This window comes from Peribacillus simplex, from assembly GCF_001542915.1.
Taxonomy (GTDB): Bacteria; Bacillota; Bacilli; order Bacillales; family DSM-1321; genus Peribacillus; species Peribacillus simplex_B.
In genome coordinates, this window is record NZ_LNNH01000055.1 from 131,841 (window position 1) to 147,543 (window position 15,703).

General features: G+C 43.0%; 17 protein-coding genes. All 17 read right to left on the reverse strand.

Features of this window, described 5'->3' with window-relative positions; translation table 11 throughout:
- Nucleotides 1–12: 12 nt before the first annotated feature.
- Nucleotides 13–690 (reverse strand): zinc metallopeptidase, encoded by a 678-nt coding sequence (locus AS888_RS22280; protein ID WP_061144271.1) that lies wholly within the window; start codon nt 688–690, stop codon nt 13–15.
- 85 nt (nt 691–775) lie between these two features.
- Nucleotides 776–1,561 carry a sporulation protein YpjB gene (ypjB, locus tag AS888_RS22285; RefSeq protein ID WP_061144272.1) on the reverse strand — a complete coding sequence of 262 codons (786 nt, stop codon included), beginning with the start codon at nt 1,559–1,561 and terminating at the stop codon, nt 776–778.
- A gap of 121 nt (nt 1,562–1,682) precedes the next feature.
- Complete coding sequence (lhaT, locus tag AS888_RS22290) at nt 1,683–2,279, reverse strand: lipoprotein heptaprenylglyceryl N-acetyltransferase LhaT (protein ID WP_061144273.1); 597 nt, start codon at nt 2,277–2,279, stop codon at nt 1,683–1,685.
- Between the two features lie 174 nt (nt 2,280–2,453).
- Complete coding sequence (locus AS888_RS22295) at nt 2,454–3,221, reverse strand: menaquinol-cytochrome c reductase cytochrome b/c subunit (RefSeq protein ID WP_061144274.1); 768 nt, start codon at nt 3,219–3,221, stop codon at nt 2,454–2,456.
- Between the two features lie 56 nt (nt 3,222–3,277).
- Complete coding sequence (gene qcrB / locus AS888_RS22300) at nt 3,278–3,952, reverse strand: menaquinol-cytochrome c reductase cytochrome b subunit (protein ID WP_061144275.1); 675 nt, start codon at nt 3,950–3,952, stop codon at nt 3,278–3,280.
- Nucleotides 3,953–3,955: 3 nt separating this feature from the next.
- Nucleotides 3,956–4,462 (reverse strand): QcrA and Rieske domain-containing protein, encoded by a 507-nt coding sequence (locus AS888_RS22305; RefSeq protein ID WP_061144276.1) that lies wholly within the window; start codon nt 4,460–4,462, stop codon nt 3,956–3,958.
- Between the two features lie 160 nt (nt 4,463–4,622).
- Nucleotides 4,623–5,084, reverse strand: coding sequence for a YpiF family protein (locus AS888_RS22310; protein WP_061144277.1), 462 nt, complete (start codon nt 5,082–5,084; stop codon nt 4,623–4,625).
- A 424-nt stretch (nt 5,085–5,508) separates the two neighbouring features.
- Entirely contained in the window at nt 5,509–6,060 is a 552-nt protein-coding gene (locus AS888_RS22315; protein WP_061144278.1) for a ReoY family proteolytic degradation factor, read from the reverse strand.
- Nucleotides 6,061–6,101: 41 nt separating this feature from the next.
- On the reverse strand, nt 6,102–7,373 hold the full coding sequence (locus AS888_RS22320; RefSeq protein WP_061144279.1) for a tetratricopeptide repeat protein: 1,272 nt from the start codon (nt 7,371–7,373) through the stop codon (nt 6,102–6,104).
- 365 nt (nt 7,374–7,738) lie between these two features.
- Nucleotides 7,739–9,025, reverse strand: coding sequence for a 3-phosphoshikimate 1-carboxyvinyltransferase (aroA, locus tag AS888_RS22325; RefSeq protein ID WP_061144280.1), 1,287 nt, complete (start codon nt 9,023–9,025; stop codon nt 7,739–7,741).
- A gap of 21 nt (nt 9,026–9,046) precedes the next feature.
- Nucleotides 9,047–10,150: a prephenate dehydrogenase gene (locus AS888_RS22330; RefSeq protein WP_061144281.1), complete on the reverse strand. Its 1,104-nt coding sequence runs from the start codon at nt 10,148–10,150 to the stop codon at nt 9,047–9,049.
- Between the two features lie 47 nt (nt 10,151–10,197).
- On the reverse strand, nt 10,198–11,310 hold the full coding sequence (gene hisC, locus AS888_RS22335) for a histidinol-phosphate transaminase (protein WP_061144282.1): 1,113 nt from the start codon (nt 11,308–11,310) through the stop codon (nt 10,198–10,200).
- 81 nt (nt 11,311–11,391) lie between these two features.
- Nucleotides 11,392–11,760 (reverse strand): chorismate mutase, encoded by a 369-nt coding sequence (gene aroH / locus AS888_RS22340; RefSeq protein ID WP_061144283.1) that lies wholly within the window; start codon nt 11,758–11,760, stop codon nt 11,392–11,394.
- A 25-nt stretch (nt 11,761–11,785) separates the two neighbouring features.
- The gene (gene aroB, locus AS888_RS22345; protein WP_061144284.1) at nt 11,786–12,865 is read right to left on the reverse strand and encodes a 3-dehydroquinate synthase; all 1,080 of its coding nucleotides are present in this window, start codon (nt 12,863–12,865) and stop codon (nt 11,786–11,788) included.
- A gap of 3 nt (nt 12,866–12,868) precedes the next feature.
- On the reverse strand, nt 12,869–14,041 hold the full coding sequence (gene aroC, locus AS888_RS22350) for a chorismate synthase (protein WP_061144285.1): 1,173 nt from the start codon (nt 14,039–14,041) through the stop codon (nt 12,869–12,871).
- A 255-nt stretch (nt 14,042–14,296) separates the two neighbouring features.
- On the reverse strand, nt 14,297–15,070 hold the full coding sequence (locus AS888_RS22355; RefSeq protein ID WP_061144286.1) for a CheR family methyltransferase: 774 nt from the start codon (nt 15,068–15,070) through the stop codon (nt 14,297–14,299).
- A 151-nt stretch (nt 15,071–15,221) separates the two neighbouring features.
- Nucleotides 15,222–15,668 carry a nucleoside-diphosphate kinase gene (gene ndk, locus AS888_RS22360; RefSeq protein ID WP_034308008.1) on the reverse strand — a complete coding sequence of 149 codons (447 nt, stop codon included), beginning with the start codon at nt 15,666–15,668 and terminating at the stop codon, nt 15,222–15,224.
- Nucleotides 15,669–15,703 lie beyond the last annotated feature (35 nt).

Here is a 15,703-nt window from a genome sequence, read left to right on the forward strand (position 1 = left end):
GTCCTTTACCAATTAATCCTCATCCCTCGTCATGCCTGTATACATGAGCAAAAGGCGGACCAATTCAAGTACTGCTACAAGAGCGGCAGCAACATACGTCATCGCAGCTGCACTCAATACTTTTTTCGTTTCCCGCTCTTCGTCATTCCGGATGACACCAACGGAAACGAGCTGATCCATTGCACGAGACGAAGCATTGAATTCGACCGGCAGTGTAATCACTTGGAATACTACAGCCGCTGCCATGAATACGATCCCCGCCAGTAGCAACCCTGGAATATGAGCCAACATTCCGACTAAAATCAAGATCCAAGATATGTTGGAACCAAAGTTAGCGACCGGTACCAATGCATGACGAAATCGCAGGAATGCGTACGCTTCTTTATCCTGGATCGCATGTCCGACTTCATGCGCCGCAACCGCTACCCCTGCAACCGAGTGACCGTGATAGTTGTCCGTTGATAACCGTACCGTTTTATCTCTTGGATCATAATGGTCAGATAGCATTCCAGGCGTCTCTTCCACCCTGACATTGAACAGTCCATTTTGATCCAAAATGGCCCTTGCCGTCTCAGCACCATTCATCCCCGAAGATGCCGGCACTTGGGAATACTTTTTATACGTACTTTTCACTTTCATTTGTGCATAAATCGGGATTAAAATGATAATCGCCAAATATATGAAATACATGGTATCCTCCTATAACTATAATTACTCTTAATTCTATGGATAGAAGACACCCCTGTCAAATATAGTGTTCTCTTCCCTTTCGTTTTTAATCATTATGTTGTTTTCTTGGTTTTTCCCGGTCTCCTTTATATTTTCTCCAGCCGACATAAGAAAGGGTCATGATGATGATGCTGCCTGTAGATATGATGACCCACCAAAGCGAAGGATCGGTATCATCTTCCCCCATATCTTCAAAAATGGAGGTTAGCTCGGTTTGTAAAGCGTCCAACTCCTTTTGACTTTCACCATCATTGATCACTTCCGGTCTGTACTGGTTAATGTATTGAATCCGAGTGTCCAATTGCTGCATCGTTTCCTTGGAAAGGTCCACTTTCAAGCTGGGATAGATCATTTCATATTGTGAAAGGAATAAGTTCAACTGGCTATTGAATGTAATCGCGTCTTGTTTGATGGCGGCATTCTTCGTCTGCTGGAAAGAACTCATCATCTGATCCTCCATCTCTGTCCAAAGGGGCTGATGTGTTGACTTGACCGCATCAACGACAAGGCGGAATTTCGTCACAGAATTAACCTTTTCGGAATCTCCCTTATTCATATCCTTTATCGTCATCAACGCCTCATTATGAGCTACAGTGATAATCCGAAGTTCGTCCATGTCAAGAATCTGCTCTTTCGCTGTCTCCTTTAAAAACCGGTCAGAAAAATACGTCAGCATCTTTTCCGAATCTCCATATCGCTTCAACTTGGTCATTTCCAACGCTCTATCGGAAATGTTATCCAATTGCTCCAAACTTGAAGAGGATTCTGCATAGACAGGGAAATGTAAGACGACAAATAAAACAGCAATGGTTAATATGGATTTTTTTAACATGCTACTCGTCCCTCCTCATATCTCTACTAAAACGATATGAAACAATAAAGATGAGTAGACCTTGTTCCATATAAAAAAGTTAACCCCGCCTTTACAAAACCTGTAAGCGAGGTTAACTTTTCTAATGGATGAAAGAAAGTGTGATCCTGTTTTTCCTATACCCGAAGTACCAACCGACAAAGATGGAAAGGATACTGAGCCAAAAAGTAAAGTAGCCGATCTCATTCATATACATCAATAAGTCACGGTAGATGGGCATCATTTCAAACACATAATCGATTATGTCATTATGTATCGTCCAAATTCCGGCGACAACCAAATGCCAAGGCTTTATCCGGTAAAATGGCGCATATAATATCCCTTGAATCGCCATGCCCAAATGGGAAGCCATTAACATATACCCTTCCCATGGCAGAGTACCCGTTGTCACAAGCGTCATTACATTCATGACAACTGCCCAGATGCCATATTTGAATAGCGTAATGATGGCCAAAGCTTCCATTAACCCGAAATTTCTTTTTAAAAGGAAGCCCCATAGTACAAAAACGAAAAACAAGCTGGCTGTCGGGCTATCCGGTACGAAGGCCAAAAATATGCCTGGTGTGTTCTCCAATTGCCCCCCATACCAATAATACCCAAATGCCGTACCAAGAATATTTATGACGAATAATAAAACAAGCATTTGCCGGCTGGCAAGCCAACCATATATAACATTCATTCCGTTAACCTCTCTTACCTCTTCAATTATTCTCATTTTACAGGTCTTGATCGTGAAAACCAAGAATTGATTTCAATTTCTTTTCATATTCACTTGCATTTACCAATAAAAAAGCCGACAACATGAGTTGTCAGCTATCCTTTTCAGCTTTTGAAGGAAACTGGACAGGATTCCTTATTTTGCTGATAATCCAGATACGAATTCAGCTAATGTGTCCAATTCTTTATCTGAACCCTTAAACATGCCAGCTGGCATCGCACCTTGTCCTTTGCGGGCGATTTTAGCGATTTCTTCCGGCTTTAAACCAGTGTCAATCAAGCTTGGCGCTCCAGCCCCGCCAGTTAACTCAGCGCCATGGCAACTAATGCAGCCATTGGAATCCATCAGTTTATATCCATCACTATCTTTATCGATGTCTGCACCCTCTACGATTGCCCCTTGCTTCTTGGAGGCTTCCCAATCATGATGGGCAGCGGACTCCCAGGTTAAATAAAATACACCGGCAATTGCCAAAAGCATGAAGCCCACAGCAAACGGACGTTTTGCTGGACTCCTCTCTGGACCACGGTCTAAAAAAGGCGCCAGGAGCAATGCCCCGAAAGCCAAACCAGGAATGACAAGAGCCCCTATTGCATTGTAAGGACCTGAGGCATACGTATACTTAAGTAATTGGTAAAGGAATAGGAAATACCAGTCAGGAAGCGGGATATACGCTGTATCCGTCGGATCTGCTATCCTTTCCAATGGAGATGGATGTGCAATTGTCAGACATAGGTAGCCAACAAGGAACACAGCCCCGACCATCCATTCCTTTAAAAGGAAATTAGGCCAAAATGCTTCAGTTTTACCAGGATATTCTGAATAATCTTTCGGAATATTCGGTTTACGGTTCGCAGAGATACGCGAGTCACCTACGAATTTCATACCTTTCCCACGATGCATTGAACAATTCCCCTCCTTTATGAAAAGGTTTTTTTGGTTATTGGTTCATAATTCTATTAAAGTGGACCTGAAATACCTTGTTTTCGGATCATTAGGAAATGAGCCGCCAGTAAAGCAAATAATGCTGCAGGCAGGAAGAATACATGAATGGCGAAGAATCGTGTCAGTGTCTGTGCTCCAACGACGGTTGGATCTCCTGCGATCAAGGCCCTGAGTGCCGGACCCATTAACGGTACCGAATCGACAATTGTCAAAGTAACTTTCGTCGCAAATAGCGCTTTCATATCCCATGGCAGTAAATAACCAGTCAATCCTAATGCCAGCATGATGAAGAAAATCAATACGCCGACCATCCAGTTCAATTCACGCGGTTTTTTGTAAGCTCCCTGGAAGAAGACACGAAGAGTATGTAAAAACATCATAACAATGACCAGACTTGCTCCCCAGTGATGCATTCCACGGACAATTTGACCGAAGGCCACTTCATTTTGTAAATAATAAACAGATTCCCAAGCGTTTTTAATGTCCGGGACATAGTACATCGTCAAGAACATGCCTGATAAGATTTGGATGACCGTGATGAAGAATGTTAACCCACCAAAACAATATACGAATGCGGAAAAATGATGTGCGGGGTTAACATGTTCAGGAACCTCATGGTCAGCAATATCCCGCCATAACGGCGTAATGTCTAAACGCTCGTCCACCCAGTCATATAACTTTGTTAACAATGTTTACGCCTCCCCGTGCGGTTTTAGTCGACCCAAGTAAAGAATTCCATCTTTTTCTTTCGTTTCATAGACATCCAAAGGTTTAACCGGAGGTGTCCCTTTCACGTTCACTCCATCTTTCGTATACCTGCCGTAATGGCAAGGACAGAAAAATTGATTCGGATTAGACTTATCCGTATTCCATGCTACCGTACAGCCTAAATGCTTACAGATTGGAGATAAAGCAATGATTTTACCATCATCCATTTTGTAAACCCAAGCTGTATTCGTTTCTTCGGACTCATACCACCCATCGACCTGCTTAAAACTAAAGTCAACACGAGTCGGTTCGGCAGTCAGTTCGCTTACCTTCTGCTTGGTTGCAACGAAATCCCCGCCTTTATCTGCAGATAATACAGGATCGATCGCAAACCTTACCATCGGCATCAACATACCGGCCGCCATAAATCCACCAACGCCAGTCAGTGTGTAATTAAGGAATTGACGTCGTGAAACATTATGCTTGCTCATGCGTTTTCCCCCCCTCTATTACTATACTGAGAGCCCAAAGGACCAATAAATAGCAACACTATAAAACTAGGACATTTCCATGATATCTCAATAATTTACCAAGGTCAATATTTGTAAAACCCAAAAGGTGGCAACTATGTGTCAAATTATGCGAAAAATCCTACTTTTTTTCATTTTTCCAATTATAAGTGAAAATATCAAGGATTTGGAGAACCTGTTGATTGATCATACCCCTGGCTTGTTCATTTTCCAGACTCTCCAATGGTATGGCCGGGATCCATAGTAAGTTATTTTCCAATTCCCGTTCATCCTTCTTCCACTCATAATCCGATGTTAGAAAAAAAATATGCTTGATATCATTTTCCTTCAGTTCAGTTGCCCAATGCTTCAAACGTTCCACCTTATCCATTTCATTGCTTATATAATGAAAGGATGGCATCAGCAGGATCCGCCCCTTCATTTGTTTTTCAATTTCCAAGCTTAAAATGGTAAGAAATTCATTCATCGAGCCCGTTTGCTTCATTTGGCCTCCAAAAGAAAGGGGAACCAATGGAATCAAAACGGTATCCACATATTCCTTTGACTGACTATACATATCAAGTTCTTTTGCTGTCCATCTCATACTTTCTCTTCACTCCCGACTTTTCGAATCAACTCCTTATCATTTTACCATGCTTTTTATGTCATCTTTACCATATACCCATAGTCTTTACAAAAATGTGGATTTTATCTATATTTTATGAAAAAACCTATCCTGAAAACGGAAAGGTTTTCTTGTATACAATTCTTAAGTTCATTTAAAATTTCACTGTTTCTATTCGGTGCAAGCACTCGTCTATCCAAAGATGGTCAATCCGTCCATTTTTTCACTTTTTTCGTACCCTCGCAGGTTTATTCGTCCGTTTCTTCACTTTTTTCGTCCAATCACAAATGATAAAGTACATTTAACAGTTTTTGTTAAAGCGCTATTGAAGCCAATAAAAATCAAAAGGGTCCCGGAATGAATACATTCCGGAACCCTTTTGCCTACAGTCTGAAACCTTATGTCAGCCAAGCACTTTCAATTGATTCAATTGTTCAGTCAGGCTCTTGAATGCTTGTTCATCATGCTTATCCAATGCCTCATCGATTTCCTTCAGCAGGCGGTCCCTTTGAAAATAGAGCATGCTTTTTTCTAAAAATTGTTCTGCCAGCAACTGATCTTTTTCATTGGATGCCGTCGATTTTGGCATGAATGGGTTTTGCTCCAAAACTGCTGCATATTGGTAGGAAGAGTAAGCCGATTTGAAATTGAGTTGGATATAAATATCTTCATCCCGGTTCAATCGAATATCGTGAAAGGATTTCTCTGCATCGGTCGTCATGATATTGGACTTATAAAACCGGAATGGGACCTCTTCCACACAATGTGTCGACATAATGAGTCCACGAGGGCAATATTGGGCATTTTCCACGAAATGAACTTTTTTCATCAGTTGATCATGACTCATTAAATAATTCAATATCCAAACGCATTCTCTTCGTTTAAGTTGATAATGATTTAAAAACCACCGAATAAAATCCTTCTTCTCATTCACAGAAACAGGGGCAGCCACCATGAATTCCCTCCTCTGTCTTGATTTAGTTTGGTTACGCTTGCTTACGATTCATCCGAGCCTTCACCAAGCCGCTCCAAAATCATGGCATACTCATCATTCGCCGGGTTAATCTCAAGCAGCTTATTAAATACTTCTCTAGATGTGGCTCTGTCTCCTTCTTCGATTAAAAAGAAACCATAGTCTTCGAGGAAATCTTGATTGTTCTTGAATGAATTATATGCATTATGATAGCTGGTTAATGACTCTTTAAATTGTTCGGTGTGCTGGTAAGATACGGCGGCTATCCATTCAAACTGAGGATCATCCTCTCCGTATCTCCTCACTTCTCCGATGCACTCCAAGATATCTTCATACCTTTCCTGATGCATATACAATTTCAAGAGGGTAAGCGCCGCTTCCAGATAGCCTGGATCAAGGGCAAGAGCTTGTTTAAATAGATTTTCCGCTTCTTCATCGAGTCCGCTTTTCAATGCTATTTTTCCGCCGAAGAAATAAAGCTCCTTATTGAATTCATCAGCCTTGATTCCTTCTTTGACCGTTTTCAAGGCATTTTCCAAATCCTCCAGATGCTCATAACTCTTTGCCAAGTATAAATACAAGGAATGATATTCATGATCCAATTCTTTCAGCTCGATAAATTTACGGACGGCCGTCTCATAAAGACCTGCTTGGAAAGCTGTAAATGCATACTCGAATAATGTATTGATTTCAAGTCCATCCTCCAAGGCTTTTTCAAAATGCGGCAGGGCTTCCTCGAACTTACCTGAGCTGCTTAATGCTTCAGCAAGCCGCTGATGTACATTGACTCCGGATATTTCCTGTTCATGTTCCAATACCTTTATGTAATTTGCAATGGCTTCCTGATCCCTGCCTTGATGGAAAAACAGTTCACCAAGCGCAAAATCAATGATGATCTCATCAGGCAGTATTTCCTTGGCTTTCAGTAATTTTCTTTCACTGACCTCATCCATTCCCTGTAATTGGTAAAGGTCCGCTTCCAAAAGCAAAGCACTTGGATATACCTCATCATCTGCACGTACTTTTTCAAGCATCAACATCGCTTCATCTTCCTGGTCCATGTCAATCAAGATTTCAGCCAATGAAACCATCAATTCCCCTTCATCAGGATAGAGTTCAAGGAGATGTTCGAAAAGGTCTTTCGCCTCCTCCACAAAACCAAGCTGAAGCATTTCTTCGGCCAGCAGCAAAATGTCCTCCGCTGACTCCGATGATTTAATTCGATTTATATGTTTAAGAGCTTCTGTTAATTCCCCTTTTTTTAAATGTTGGATTACTTGTTCCACTGTGTTCATTGCGAATTCCTTCCTTTTGCAAGATAAACTGGTCTCTGATCAAACACTCTCACGCGATAATGTCAAATCCTTTTCCATTATGAGCAAAATGCCCATGTAAGCGTAAGATGCCTGGTAAACAGTATTTCTTAGTTTACCATACTGCAGCCCTGTATTCCATTGATGAAGTCCCCTCCATTCTCATTAAAAAAAGGTTACTAGTTAATTCTCCATGCCAGGGTCAATCTCCTTTTTGATTCGAAGGTCCTTTTTGTGAATTTCATGACCCATTCACGCAGAATGTCAGCGCTTTCAACATTTCTAAGCACGTAAAAATGAAAAAAAAAGTTTACGGTCCTGATCAAGGGCCGTAAACTCTTGGACATTCATTGTATCAAACGCGTCATATGCTCAAAGAATTCAGGATAAGAAACATCAATCGCATCAGGATCGGCAAGTTCAACATCCCCATCCGTTATCAATGCGGCGACAGCGAGCATCATCCCGATGCGATGATCTCCATGGCTTGTAACTTTTCCACCATTCAGGTTCTTACTTCCATTGATGATCAATCCATCTGCTGTAGGTGTTATATCAGCTCCAAGAATGGAAAGCTCATTGGCCACCGTATCGATTCGATTGGTTTCTTTAACCTTCAGTTCTGCTGCATCCTTGATCGTAGTTACCCCTTCTGCCTGGGTTGCCAGAAGCGCAATGACCGGTATTTCATCGATTAAGCGCGGAATTAGGTCACCTGAGATGGTGATTCCTTTTAAGCGTGAACTCCTTACAGTGATATCCCCTGCCGGTTCGCCTCCACTCGTCTTCTTCTCGATCGTGATATCCGCTCCCATCGCTTTCATGACTTCGAGGATTCCAGTCCTTGTCGGATTTAGGCCGACATTCTTTAAGACGACTTCACTATTTTTGGTAACCGCAGCTGCCACCAAGAAGAAAGCGGCCGAGGAAATATCTCCCGGCACATGTACGGAAGTTCCTTTGAAAACCTGATTTCCGCCCACTTTAATGGTATGTCCATCTTTTTCGATTTTCCCGCCAAACGCCTGGATCATCCTTTCGGTATGATCACGAGTCTCTTCCGGTTCAACAATGATCGTTTCACCCTCGGCCTGTAAGCCTGCCAGGATTATCGCCGATTTGACCTGTGCACTTGCCACAGGCAATTCATAGCGGATACCCTCTAGCTTGCCTCCTCTGATGAAGATCGGGGTATATTCCGCCCCCTTACGGCCGTCTATGACCGCCCCCATCTGACGGAGAGGATTCACCACCCTGGTCATTGGCCGTTTGGCTATTGATTCATCCCCTGTCAAAACCGCCGAAAAATCTTGTCCTGCCAAGATACCCGTCATTAATCGAATTGTCGTCCCGGAATTTCCGACATCCAGCACTTCATTAGGTTCGGTTAATCCCTTGAACCCTTTACCCTGGATACGGACACGCTTCCCTTCCTGTTCGATTTGGATGCCAAGTTGCTTAAAACACGAAATCGTGCTTAAACAATCGGCTCCCGGAAGAAAATTAGTGACGGTCGTTTCACCTTCGGCGAGAGCCCCGAACATGATCGAGCGGTGGGAGATCGATTTATCCCCAGGTATGTCTATCGAACCGCGTAGTGAGTGGATATCGGTTTGTAATTTTTTTGTTTTCATGCTACCTTCCTTTCCCTGTCATCATGCCAGGATCGTTTCGTAATCTGAATGTCTGGAGATACAATCCGCTGCTTTAATGCGGTCAACATCCGTTTGGAAGCTAATGACCAATACACCGTATATCTCTTCCCTGGTTTCGATGATTCTTATGTTCGTAATGCTGATTCCTTCTTGCGCCAGATATCCGGTAATCTCTGAAATTATTCCCGCATAGTCCGGTATATCGATATATAAATCATAAAAGGCTGGTATGGCACCTTTGGCGTGAGTCGGCAAATCATCCCTGAAAACCTTGGCATCCGCAAAGAAGCGAAGGATTTCCTCACTATCTCCATTCTCCACCAACCCTTTTACATGCTCCATTTCAGCCAGCCAATCCTTCATTAATTCAAGTAACACATCCCGGTTATGCAACAGAATATCACGCCACATTTCCGGACTGCTAGAAGCTATTCTTGTGATATCACGAAAGCCACCGGCCGCGAGCCTGGAAATCAATTTATTTTCCTTGCTATAATTTTCTGCCTGCTTCACAAGACCTGATGCGACAATATGCGGAAAATGGCTGACGACACCCGTCAGCTTATCATGCATGGAAGGAGTGACGACCAAAAAGTTCGCTCTTGTCCCTTTGAGCCATTCCTTCAGCCGTTCCACCTTTTTCTCCTCGATGGAGTCTCCCGGTGTCAGCAAATAAAACGCATGTTCAAACAAATGCAGCTTGGCAGCTCCTGCGCCGCTTTTATGTGAACCAGCCATAGGGTGCCCCCCGATGAAGGCCACCCCTTTATCAATCAATGGTTTTGCTGCCTTTACGACTGTATCCTTCGTGCTTCCCGCATCGGATATGAGGACGTCACTTTTTAAATTCATGTCAGCCAGTTGTGCTAAAATCTTGACGGTCTCATTGACAGGCACAGCAAGAAGGATCAAATCAGCCTCACACGCCCCCGCTTCCAGAGTAGAAACGGAATCATCTATCGTCCCCAGCAGCATCGAGAGTTGAATATTCTTTTCACTGATATCCGTACCAATTATCACCGCTTCAGGATGGGCATGGCGGACAGCCTTGGCCAATGATCCTCCAATTAGTCCCAGACCTATTACAAAAACCTTTCCCTTCACTCTTTTCTCCCCCGCATCCTTTAAGACTCCATAAGGTTTGATGCATGTTAAAGCAGCGAATCAGATGGTGCCTCGACTTCATTCAAGAACGTTTTAATCGCATTGATCATTCCTTCGTTTTCCTCAGTTGAACCAATCGTTATCCTCAGGCTGGTAGGAAAACCGAAACCTTTCCCACTCCTTGCAATGTATCCGTGCTCAAGTAAATATTGGAACACCCTATCGGCATCTTGTTTAAAGTGGATAAAAATGAAATTTCCTTGTGACGGGTAATACGCTAAATTTTCCTTGTCGCAAAATTCGTAGTACTGCTTGAGGCCTTTTTGATTTTCATCTTTGCATTTTTCTATGAAAGCTTGGTCTTCCAAAGCGACGATAGCAATATTCTGTGCGAATGTGTTGACATTGAATGGTTCGCGCGATGGGTCCAGCTTCTGAATGATATCCTCATCCGCCAATCCGTATCCTACCCTGAAGCTGGCAAGACCATAAATCTTAGAAAATGTGCGCAGTATGATCAAATTTTTGAATCGATTGATCCATTGATTCGTTCTTGGGTAATCCTCAGCCGTCGCGTATTCACAATACGCTTCATCCAGTACGATAAGGACATCTTCAGGCACCTTTTCGATGAACGATAATAGTTCCTTTTCCGGGATGTATTTCCCTGTAGGATTATTCGGTGTACATAACCAGACGACCGCGGTTTTTTCATCTATCGCCTTCAGCATGCCTTCCAGATCATGCGCACCATCAAGATGGGGAACCTCCCTGACTTCTGCACCTTCAAGCGTAGCATTATGACGGTATTGCGAGAAAGTGCCCGTTGCCATGACCGTATTCTTTCCTGCGCCCAATAGGCTTCTGGAAATGATTTGAATGTTTTCATCAGAGCCATTCCCAAAGATAAGCTGAGTCTGCTTCACGCCTGTATGCTTCGCCACAGCTTCTCTTAGCATCGTTGCATAGCCATCCGGATAGATGGCAAAAGAATGGGTTGAATTCCTGACGGATTCCTTGACCTTTTCTGAGCACCCGAACGGATTTTCGTTAGACGCGAGTTTCGTGATTTTTTCGAGACCGTACAATTTCTTCACTTCATCTGTGGACTTTCCCGGTTGGTAAGATTTCAAGGAAAGGACCGCTTCATTCCATTTCATGTCAATCACCCCTATAGTTTTTATCACTTTAAAGCCAGAAAGTGTGAGAATAGTATATCATATTCCTGGGTTCGAATCGGCTTACCCCTTTTTTATCAAGTCCGGCCGTAATGCTATGGCCCCTTCCTGATAGACATGCTTTATTTCTTGCTGCGTTTTCGTTGTATTGACATGAATCATGACACGGATGCAGAATGGCAGGGAGTTGCTCACAGGTATTTCCTTCATGCAAGTTACCGGTACATAGGTCCAGCCGTCGAATTTCCTCAAGGCTTTGGCAGGGAAAACCGAACGGATCTCATCCGTAGCTGAAAAAAATACGGAGGCAACCGTGTCAGGATCAATCTCATTGACCTCGATGATTTCCGCCATCAGCTTTTCGACGGCGGCGATCACTTCCGTTTCTGTGTCTTTTTCAATTGTAGTGGCACCTCTAATTCCTCTTATCACACACAGTTCCCCCTTTTCCTTTAATTTATTTCATTTCAGTCATTTCATCTATCAGCTCAGAGTCGGGTATATCTTTTAATATTGGTGACCCCACCTGATTTAGCAGGACAAAGGTAGCTGCTTCATTGACTGATTTTTTGTCCGTTTTCATTAAATGAAGTAACGCTGCAGTTTCAAGGCGGTCTGGAATGGTAATTTGGTAGCCTAATTGAGACACCCAATCAATGAATTCCTCAAGGTTAAAATCGAGACCCTCTTTTTTCATACTCAATTTAAGCGCATAAACCATCCCGATTAAAATCGATTCTCCATGTGTAAAATTCCCATAACCCATGGAACCCTCCACTGCATGTCCAAGTGTATGGCCAAAATTCAAAAACGCACGAATGCCCATTTCTTTCTCATCTTCTTCGACAATTGCCGCTTTAATGGCGATTCCTTTTGTGATCATTGTCAGAAATTGCTCATCCGTAATCTCGTTCAAGTCCACAATATTCGACTTAAGCCAATGATAAAAGTCATGATCGGCAATCAAGGAATGCTTAATCACTTCAGCAAAACCTGACCTTAATTCTTGCAGCGGCAGAGTTAGTAAAAAATCCAGATCATAAATGACCGCTTCAGGTTGATGAAAGGCACCAATCATATTTTTCCCTAAAGGGTGGTTGATGGCGACCTTGCCTCCCACGGCACTATCGTGGGCTAGCAAAGTCGTCGGGATCTGGATGAATGGAATTCCCCTCATGAATGTGGCCGCAACAAACCCAGCCAAGTCACCGACCGCTCCGCCGCCAAGGGCAATGATCAATGACTTGCGATTGAGTTTCTGGGATAGGCAGTAGCCTTGGCATTCATAAAACACTTCGAATGTTTTTGCATGCTCCCCTTCAGGCACGACATGCTGCAGTACCGGTTTTCCGGTCTTGATCAATGCATGTTTCACGGTTTGCAAATGCAGTTCAGCGACCTTCTCATCGGTTATGATCAAAATCTTGTTCAGGTGATTGAATTCAGTTGTTATTAATTCCGGCAGTTCCTGTATTGCCTTCTTACCGACCAAAACGGGATATTGCTTGGAGACCGTTGTTATTTGGATGGTTTCCATCTATTAAAACCCCTTTACGTCTTCCCGATACGACCTTATGTATTCCGCTAACTGTTCATAACGATCTGAAGGGAATTGATCGACGATGGCAGCCGCAAGCTCCCATGCCACTACTGCTTCGGCAACTACTGCCGCTGCAGGAACTGCACAACTATCGGAACGCTCGACACTTGCTTCGAACACTTCCTTCGTATCGATATCAACACTTTTCAAAGGTTTATATAAAGTCGGGATCGGCTTCATGACTCCGCGCACAACGATCGGCATGCCCGTTGTCATACCGCCTTCAAAGCCGCCAAGGCGGTTTGTTTTCCGGTAGTAGCCCTTGTCTTCATCCCAGGCAATTTCATCATGGACATCACTGCCGAAGCGATGGGCCGCTTCGAACCCAATTCCTATCTCGACCCCTTTAAATGCATTGATGCTCATGATCGCAGCAGCGAGTTTTGCATCAAGCTTACGGTCATAATGAACATAACTTCCTACACCAACAGGCATTCCTTCGACAATGACTTCAACGATGCCGCCGATGGAATCTCCCTTTTGTTTCGCTTCATCAATGGCATCCTTCATCTGCTGCTCGACGTTTTTATCGAAACATCTAACTGAAGATTCCTCTGTCACTTGCTGCAATTGCTGAATCGTTTCATATACCGGCGGTTCTGCCTTCACTCCGCCAATTTCCAGAACATGTGAGGCCACTTCAATCCCCAATAACGACAATAGCTTTTTAGCCACGGCACCTGCCGCTACCCTTACAGTCGTTTCACGGGCTGATGACCGTTCCAAAACGTTCCTCAAATCGCGATGTCCATATTTGATACCGCCATTCAAATCGGCATGCCCTGGACGAGGACGCGTGATTTTCCGTTTGACTCCTTCAGCTTCTTCCTCTGAAAGAACTTCACTTCCCATGATTTTTGTCCAATGCTTCCAATCGTCATTCTCCACCACTAAGGCTACAGGAGAACCTAATGTATAGCCATGTCTGATCCCCGAGGATATGAACGCCTGATCTTTCTCGATCTGCATCCTTCGGCCACGCCCATGCCCTTTTTGCCGGCGTCCCAGTTCTTCATTGATATCTTCATTCGTAATCGGCATTCCAGCCGGTAATCCCTCAATAATTGTCGTTAGCTGCGGACCATGTGATTCTCCCGCTGTTAAGTATCTCATCTTCCAGCCCCCTTTTAGCACTTTAAAGTGTATATGTATCAATATACCACAATTTTATTCAATGTGGGTATATGTAAACCTAAAAACCTTTTTGCACGTTGAATTTATTCATTATTCATTTTATTTTACATCTTCTCCAACATTTTCGATATAGTTTAATCACTCTGATCTTGGCCCGCAACACCATTGGGCATATTAGAACATGCGAAAAGAGACTGAATGCGAATGCACGATCAGTCCCTTATGGATAAGTATTCACTTTTTTTGATAAAAAAATGTGTCAATCGTTTCAAATTGATATTTTCCAGGGGTGAATATTTGCTCCGTACTTCCGACAAAAAATACCCCCCCTCCAATCAGCGATGCACTGAACTTCTCATACAATAGATTTTTGGCTTCTTCAGTGAAGTATATCAACACATTACGGCAAACGACTAAATCGAATCCCTGCTCAAAGCGATCCGAAAGAAGATTGTGCCGTTTGAATGTGACCCTCTTTTTGATTTCATCCGAGACCCGATAAAAATCCTCTTCTTTTTTAAAGTACTTCCTTTTTATTTCTTCTGGAACTTCATTTAAGGACCTTTCCGGATACATCCCCAATTTCGCCCGTGCCAAGACATTTACATCCAAATCCGTTGCCAGAATCTCTATTTGGCCAAGCGGGACGAGATTTGCTAGAATCATCGCTATCGTATAAGGTTCCTCACCCGTTGAACAGGCCGCACTCCAGATTTTCAATTTTTTTTTGCTTTCCAATAAGCCAGGAAGGATTTTATGCTCCAACACTTCCCATCTTTTCGCATTTCTATAAAATTCAGAAACATTGATGGTCATCCTATCCAAAAACTCGTTTAAAACGCCGGGATTGGCTTGGATGTCTTTATAGTATGCACCGAATGAATGATATCCTCTTTTTTCGTATAAAGATGTCAGTCGCCTTTTCATTTGCCCTTCCTTGTATAATGCCAAATCGATACCTGTCAGCATCTTGATATTCCGAATAAACGCTTCATATTCTTGAGGCATCCCCACGACTCCCTTGCACATATTTATTTTAAATAGTTCTTCTATATATATCGGAGAATGGCATTTTTTCTTTAAAGGCCCAAAATAAAAAAGCGGATTCCGTCGCATGAGGGCGATGAAATCCGCTTTAACATTCATTTGAATCTATTGATTAATAAACCCACTCGTTGACAAGTTTAGAATACTCAACAAGTTCTTCTTCTTTGAAGAATAAACCGATTTCGCGTACAGCGCTTTCAGCTGAATCAGATCCGTGAATGATATTCTTGCCGACAGTTACGGCGAAATCACCGCGAATGGTTGCAGCAGCGGCATCTTTAGGGTTAGTGGCACCCATCATTTGACGTGCAGTCGCGATTACATTTTCACCTTCCCAAACCATTGCGAAGACAGGACCTGAAGTGATGAAGTCCACTAATTCGCCAAAGAAAGGACGTTCTTTATGCTCGCCATAATGCTGCTCAGCCAATTCCTGAGAAATGACCATCAATTTTGCCCCTGCAAGCAGGAAGCCTTTTTTTTCAAAACGGGAAACGATTTCACCGATTAGATTGCGTTGAACGCCGTCAGGCTTAACCATTAAAAATGTTCTTTCCATTATTGTCACTCCTAATATGTATCATTGTTATTTGC

Bases quoted from the DNA above. Each gene is read 5' to 3' on its own strand.
- AS888_RS22280 (WP_061144271.1), bottom strand. From the start codon at position 690: ATGTATTTCATATATTTGGCGATTATCATTTTAATCCCGATTTATGCA.
- ypjB (WP_061144272.1), bottom strand. From the start codon at position 1,561: ATGTTAAAAAAATCCATATTAACCATTGCTGTTTTATTTGTCGTCTTA.
- lhaT (WP_061144273.1), bottom strand. From the start codon at position 2,279: ATGAATGTTATATATGGTTGGCTTGCCAGCCGGCAAATGCTTGTTTTA.
- AS888_RS22295 (WP_061144274.1), bottom strand. From the start codon at position 3,221: ATGCATCGTGGGAAAGGTATGAAATTCGTAGGTGACTCGCGTATCTCT.
- AS888_RS22305 (WP_061144276.1), bottom strand. From the start codon at position 4,462: ATGAGCAAGCATAATGTTTCACGACGTCAATTCCTTAATTACACACTG.
- AS888_RS22310 (WP_061144277.1), bottom strand. From the start codon at position 5,084: ATGAGATGGACAGCAAAAGAACTTGATATGTATAGTCAGTCAAAGGAA.
- AS888_RS22315 (WP_061144278.1), bottom strand. From the start codon at position 6,060: ATGGTGGCTGCCCCTGTTTCTGTGAATGAGAAGAAGGATTTTATTCGG.
- AS888_RS22320 (WP_061144279.1), bottom strand. From the start codon at position 7,373: ATGAACACAGTGGAACAAGTAATCCAACATTTAAAAAAAGGGGAATTA.
- aroA (WP_061144280.1), bottom strand. From the start codon at position 9,025: ATGAAAACAAAAAAATTACAAACCGATATCCACTCACTACGCGGTTCG.
- hisC (WP_061144282.1), bottom strand. From the start codon at position 11,310: ATGAAATGGAATGAAGCGGTCCTTTCCTTGAAATCTTACCAACCGGGA.
- aroB (WP_061144284.1), bottom strand. From the start codon at position 12,865: ATGGAAACCATCCAAATAACAACGGTCTCCAAGCAATATCCCGTTTTG.
- aroC (WP_061144285.1), bottom strand. From the start codon at position 14,041: ATGAGATACTTAACAGCGGGAGAATCACATGGTCCGCAGCTAACGACA.
- AS888_RS22355 (WP_061144286.1), bottom strand. From the start codon at position 15,070: ATGCCTCAAGAATATGAAGCGTTTATTCGGAATATCAAGATGCTGACA.
- ndk (WP_034308008.1), bottom strand. From the start codon at position 15,668: ATGGAAAGAACATTTTTAATGGTTAAGCCTGACGGCGTTCAACGCAAT.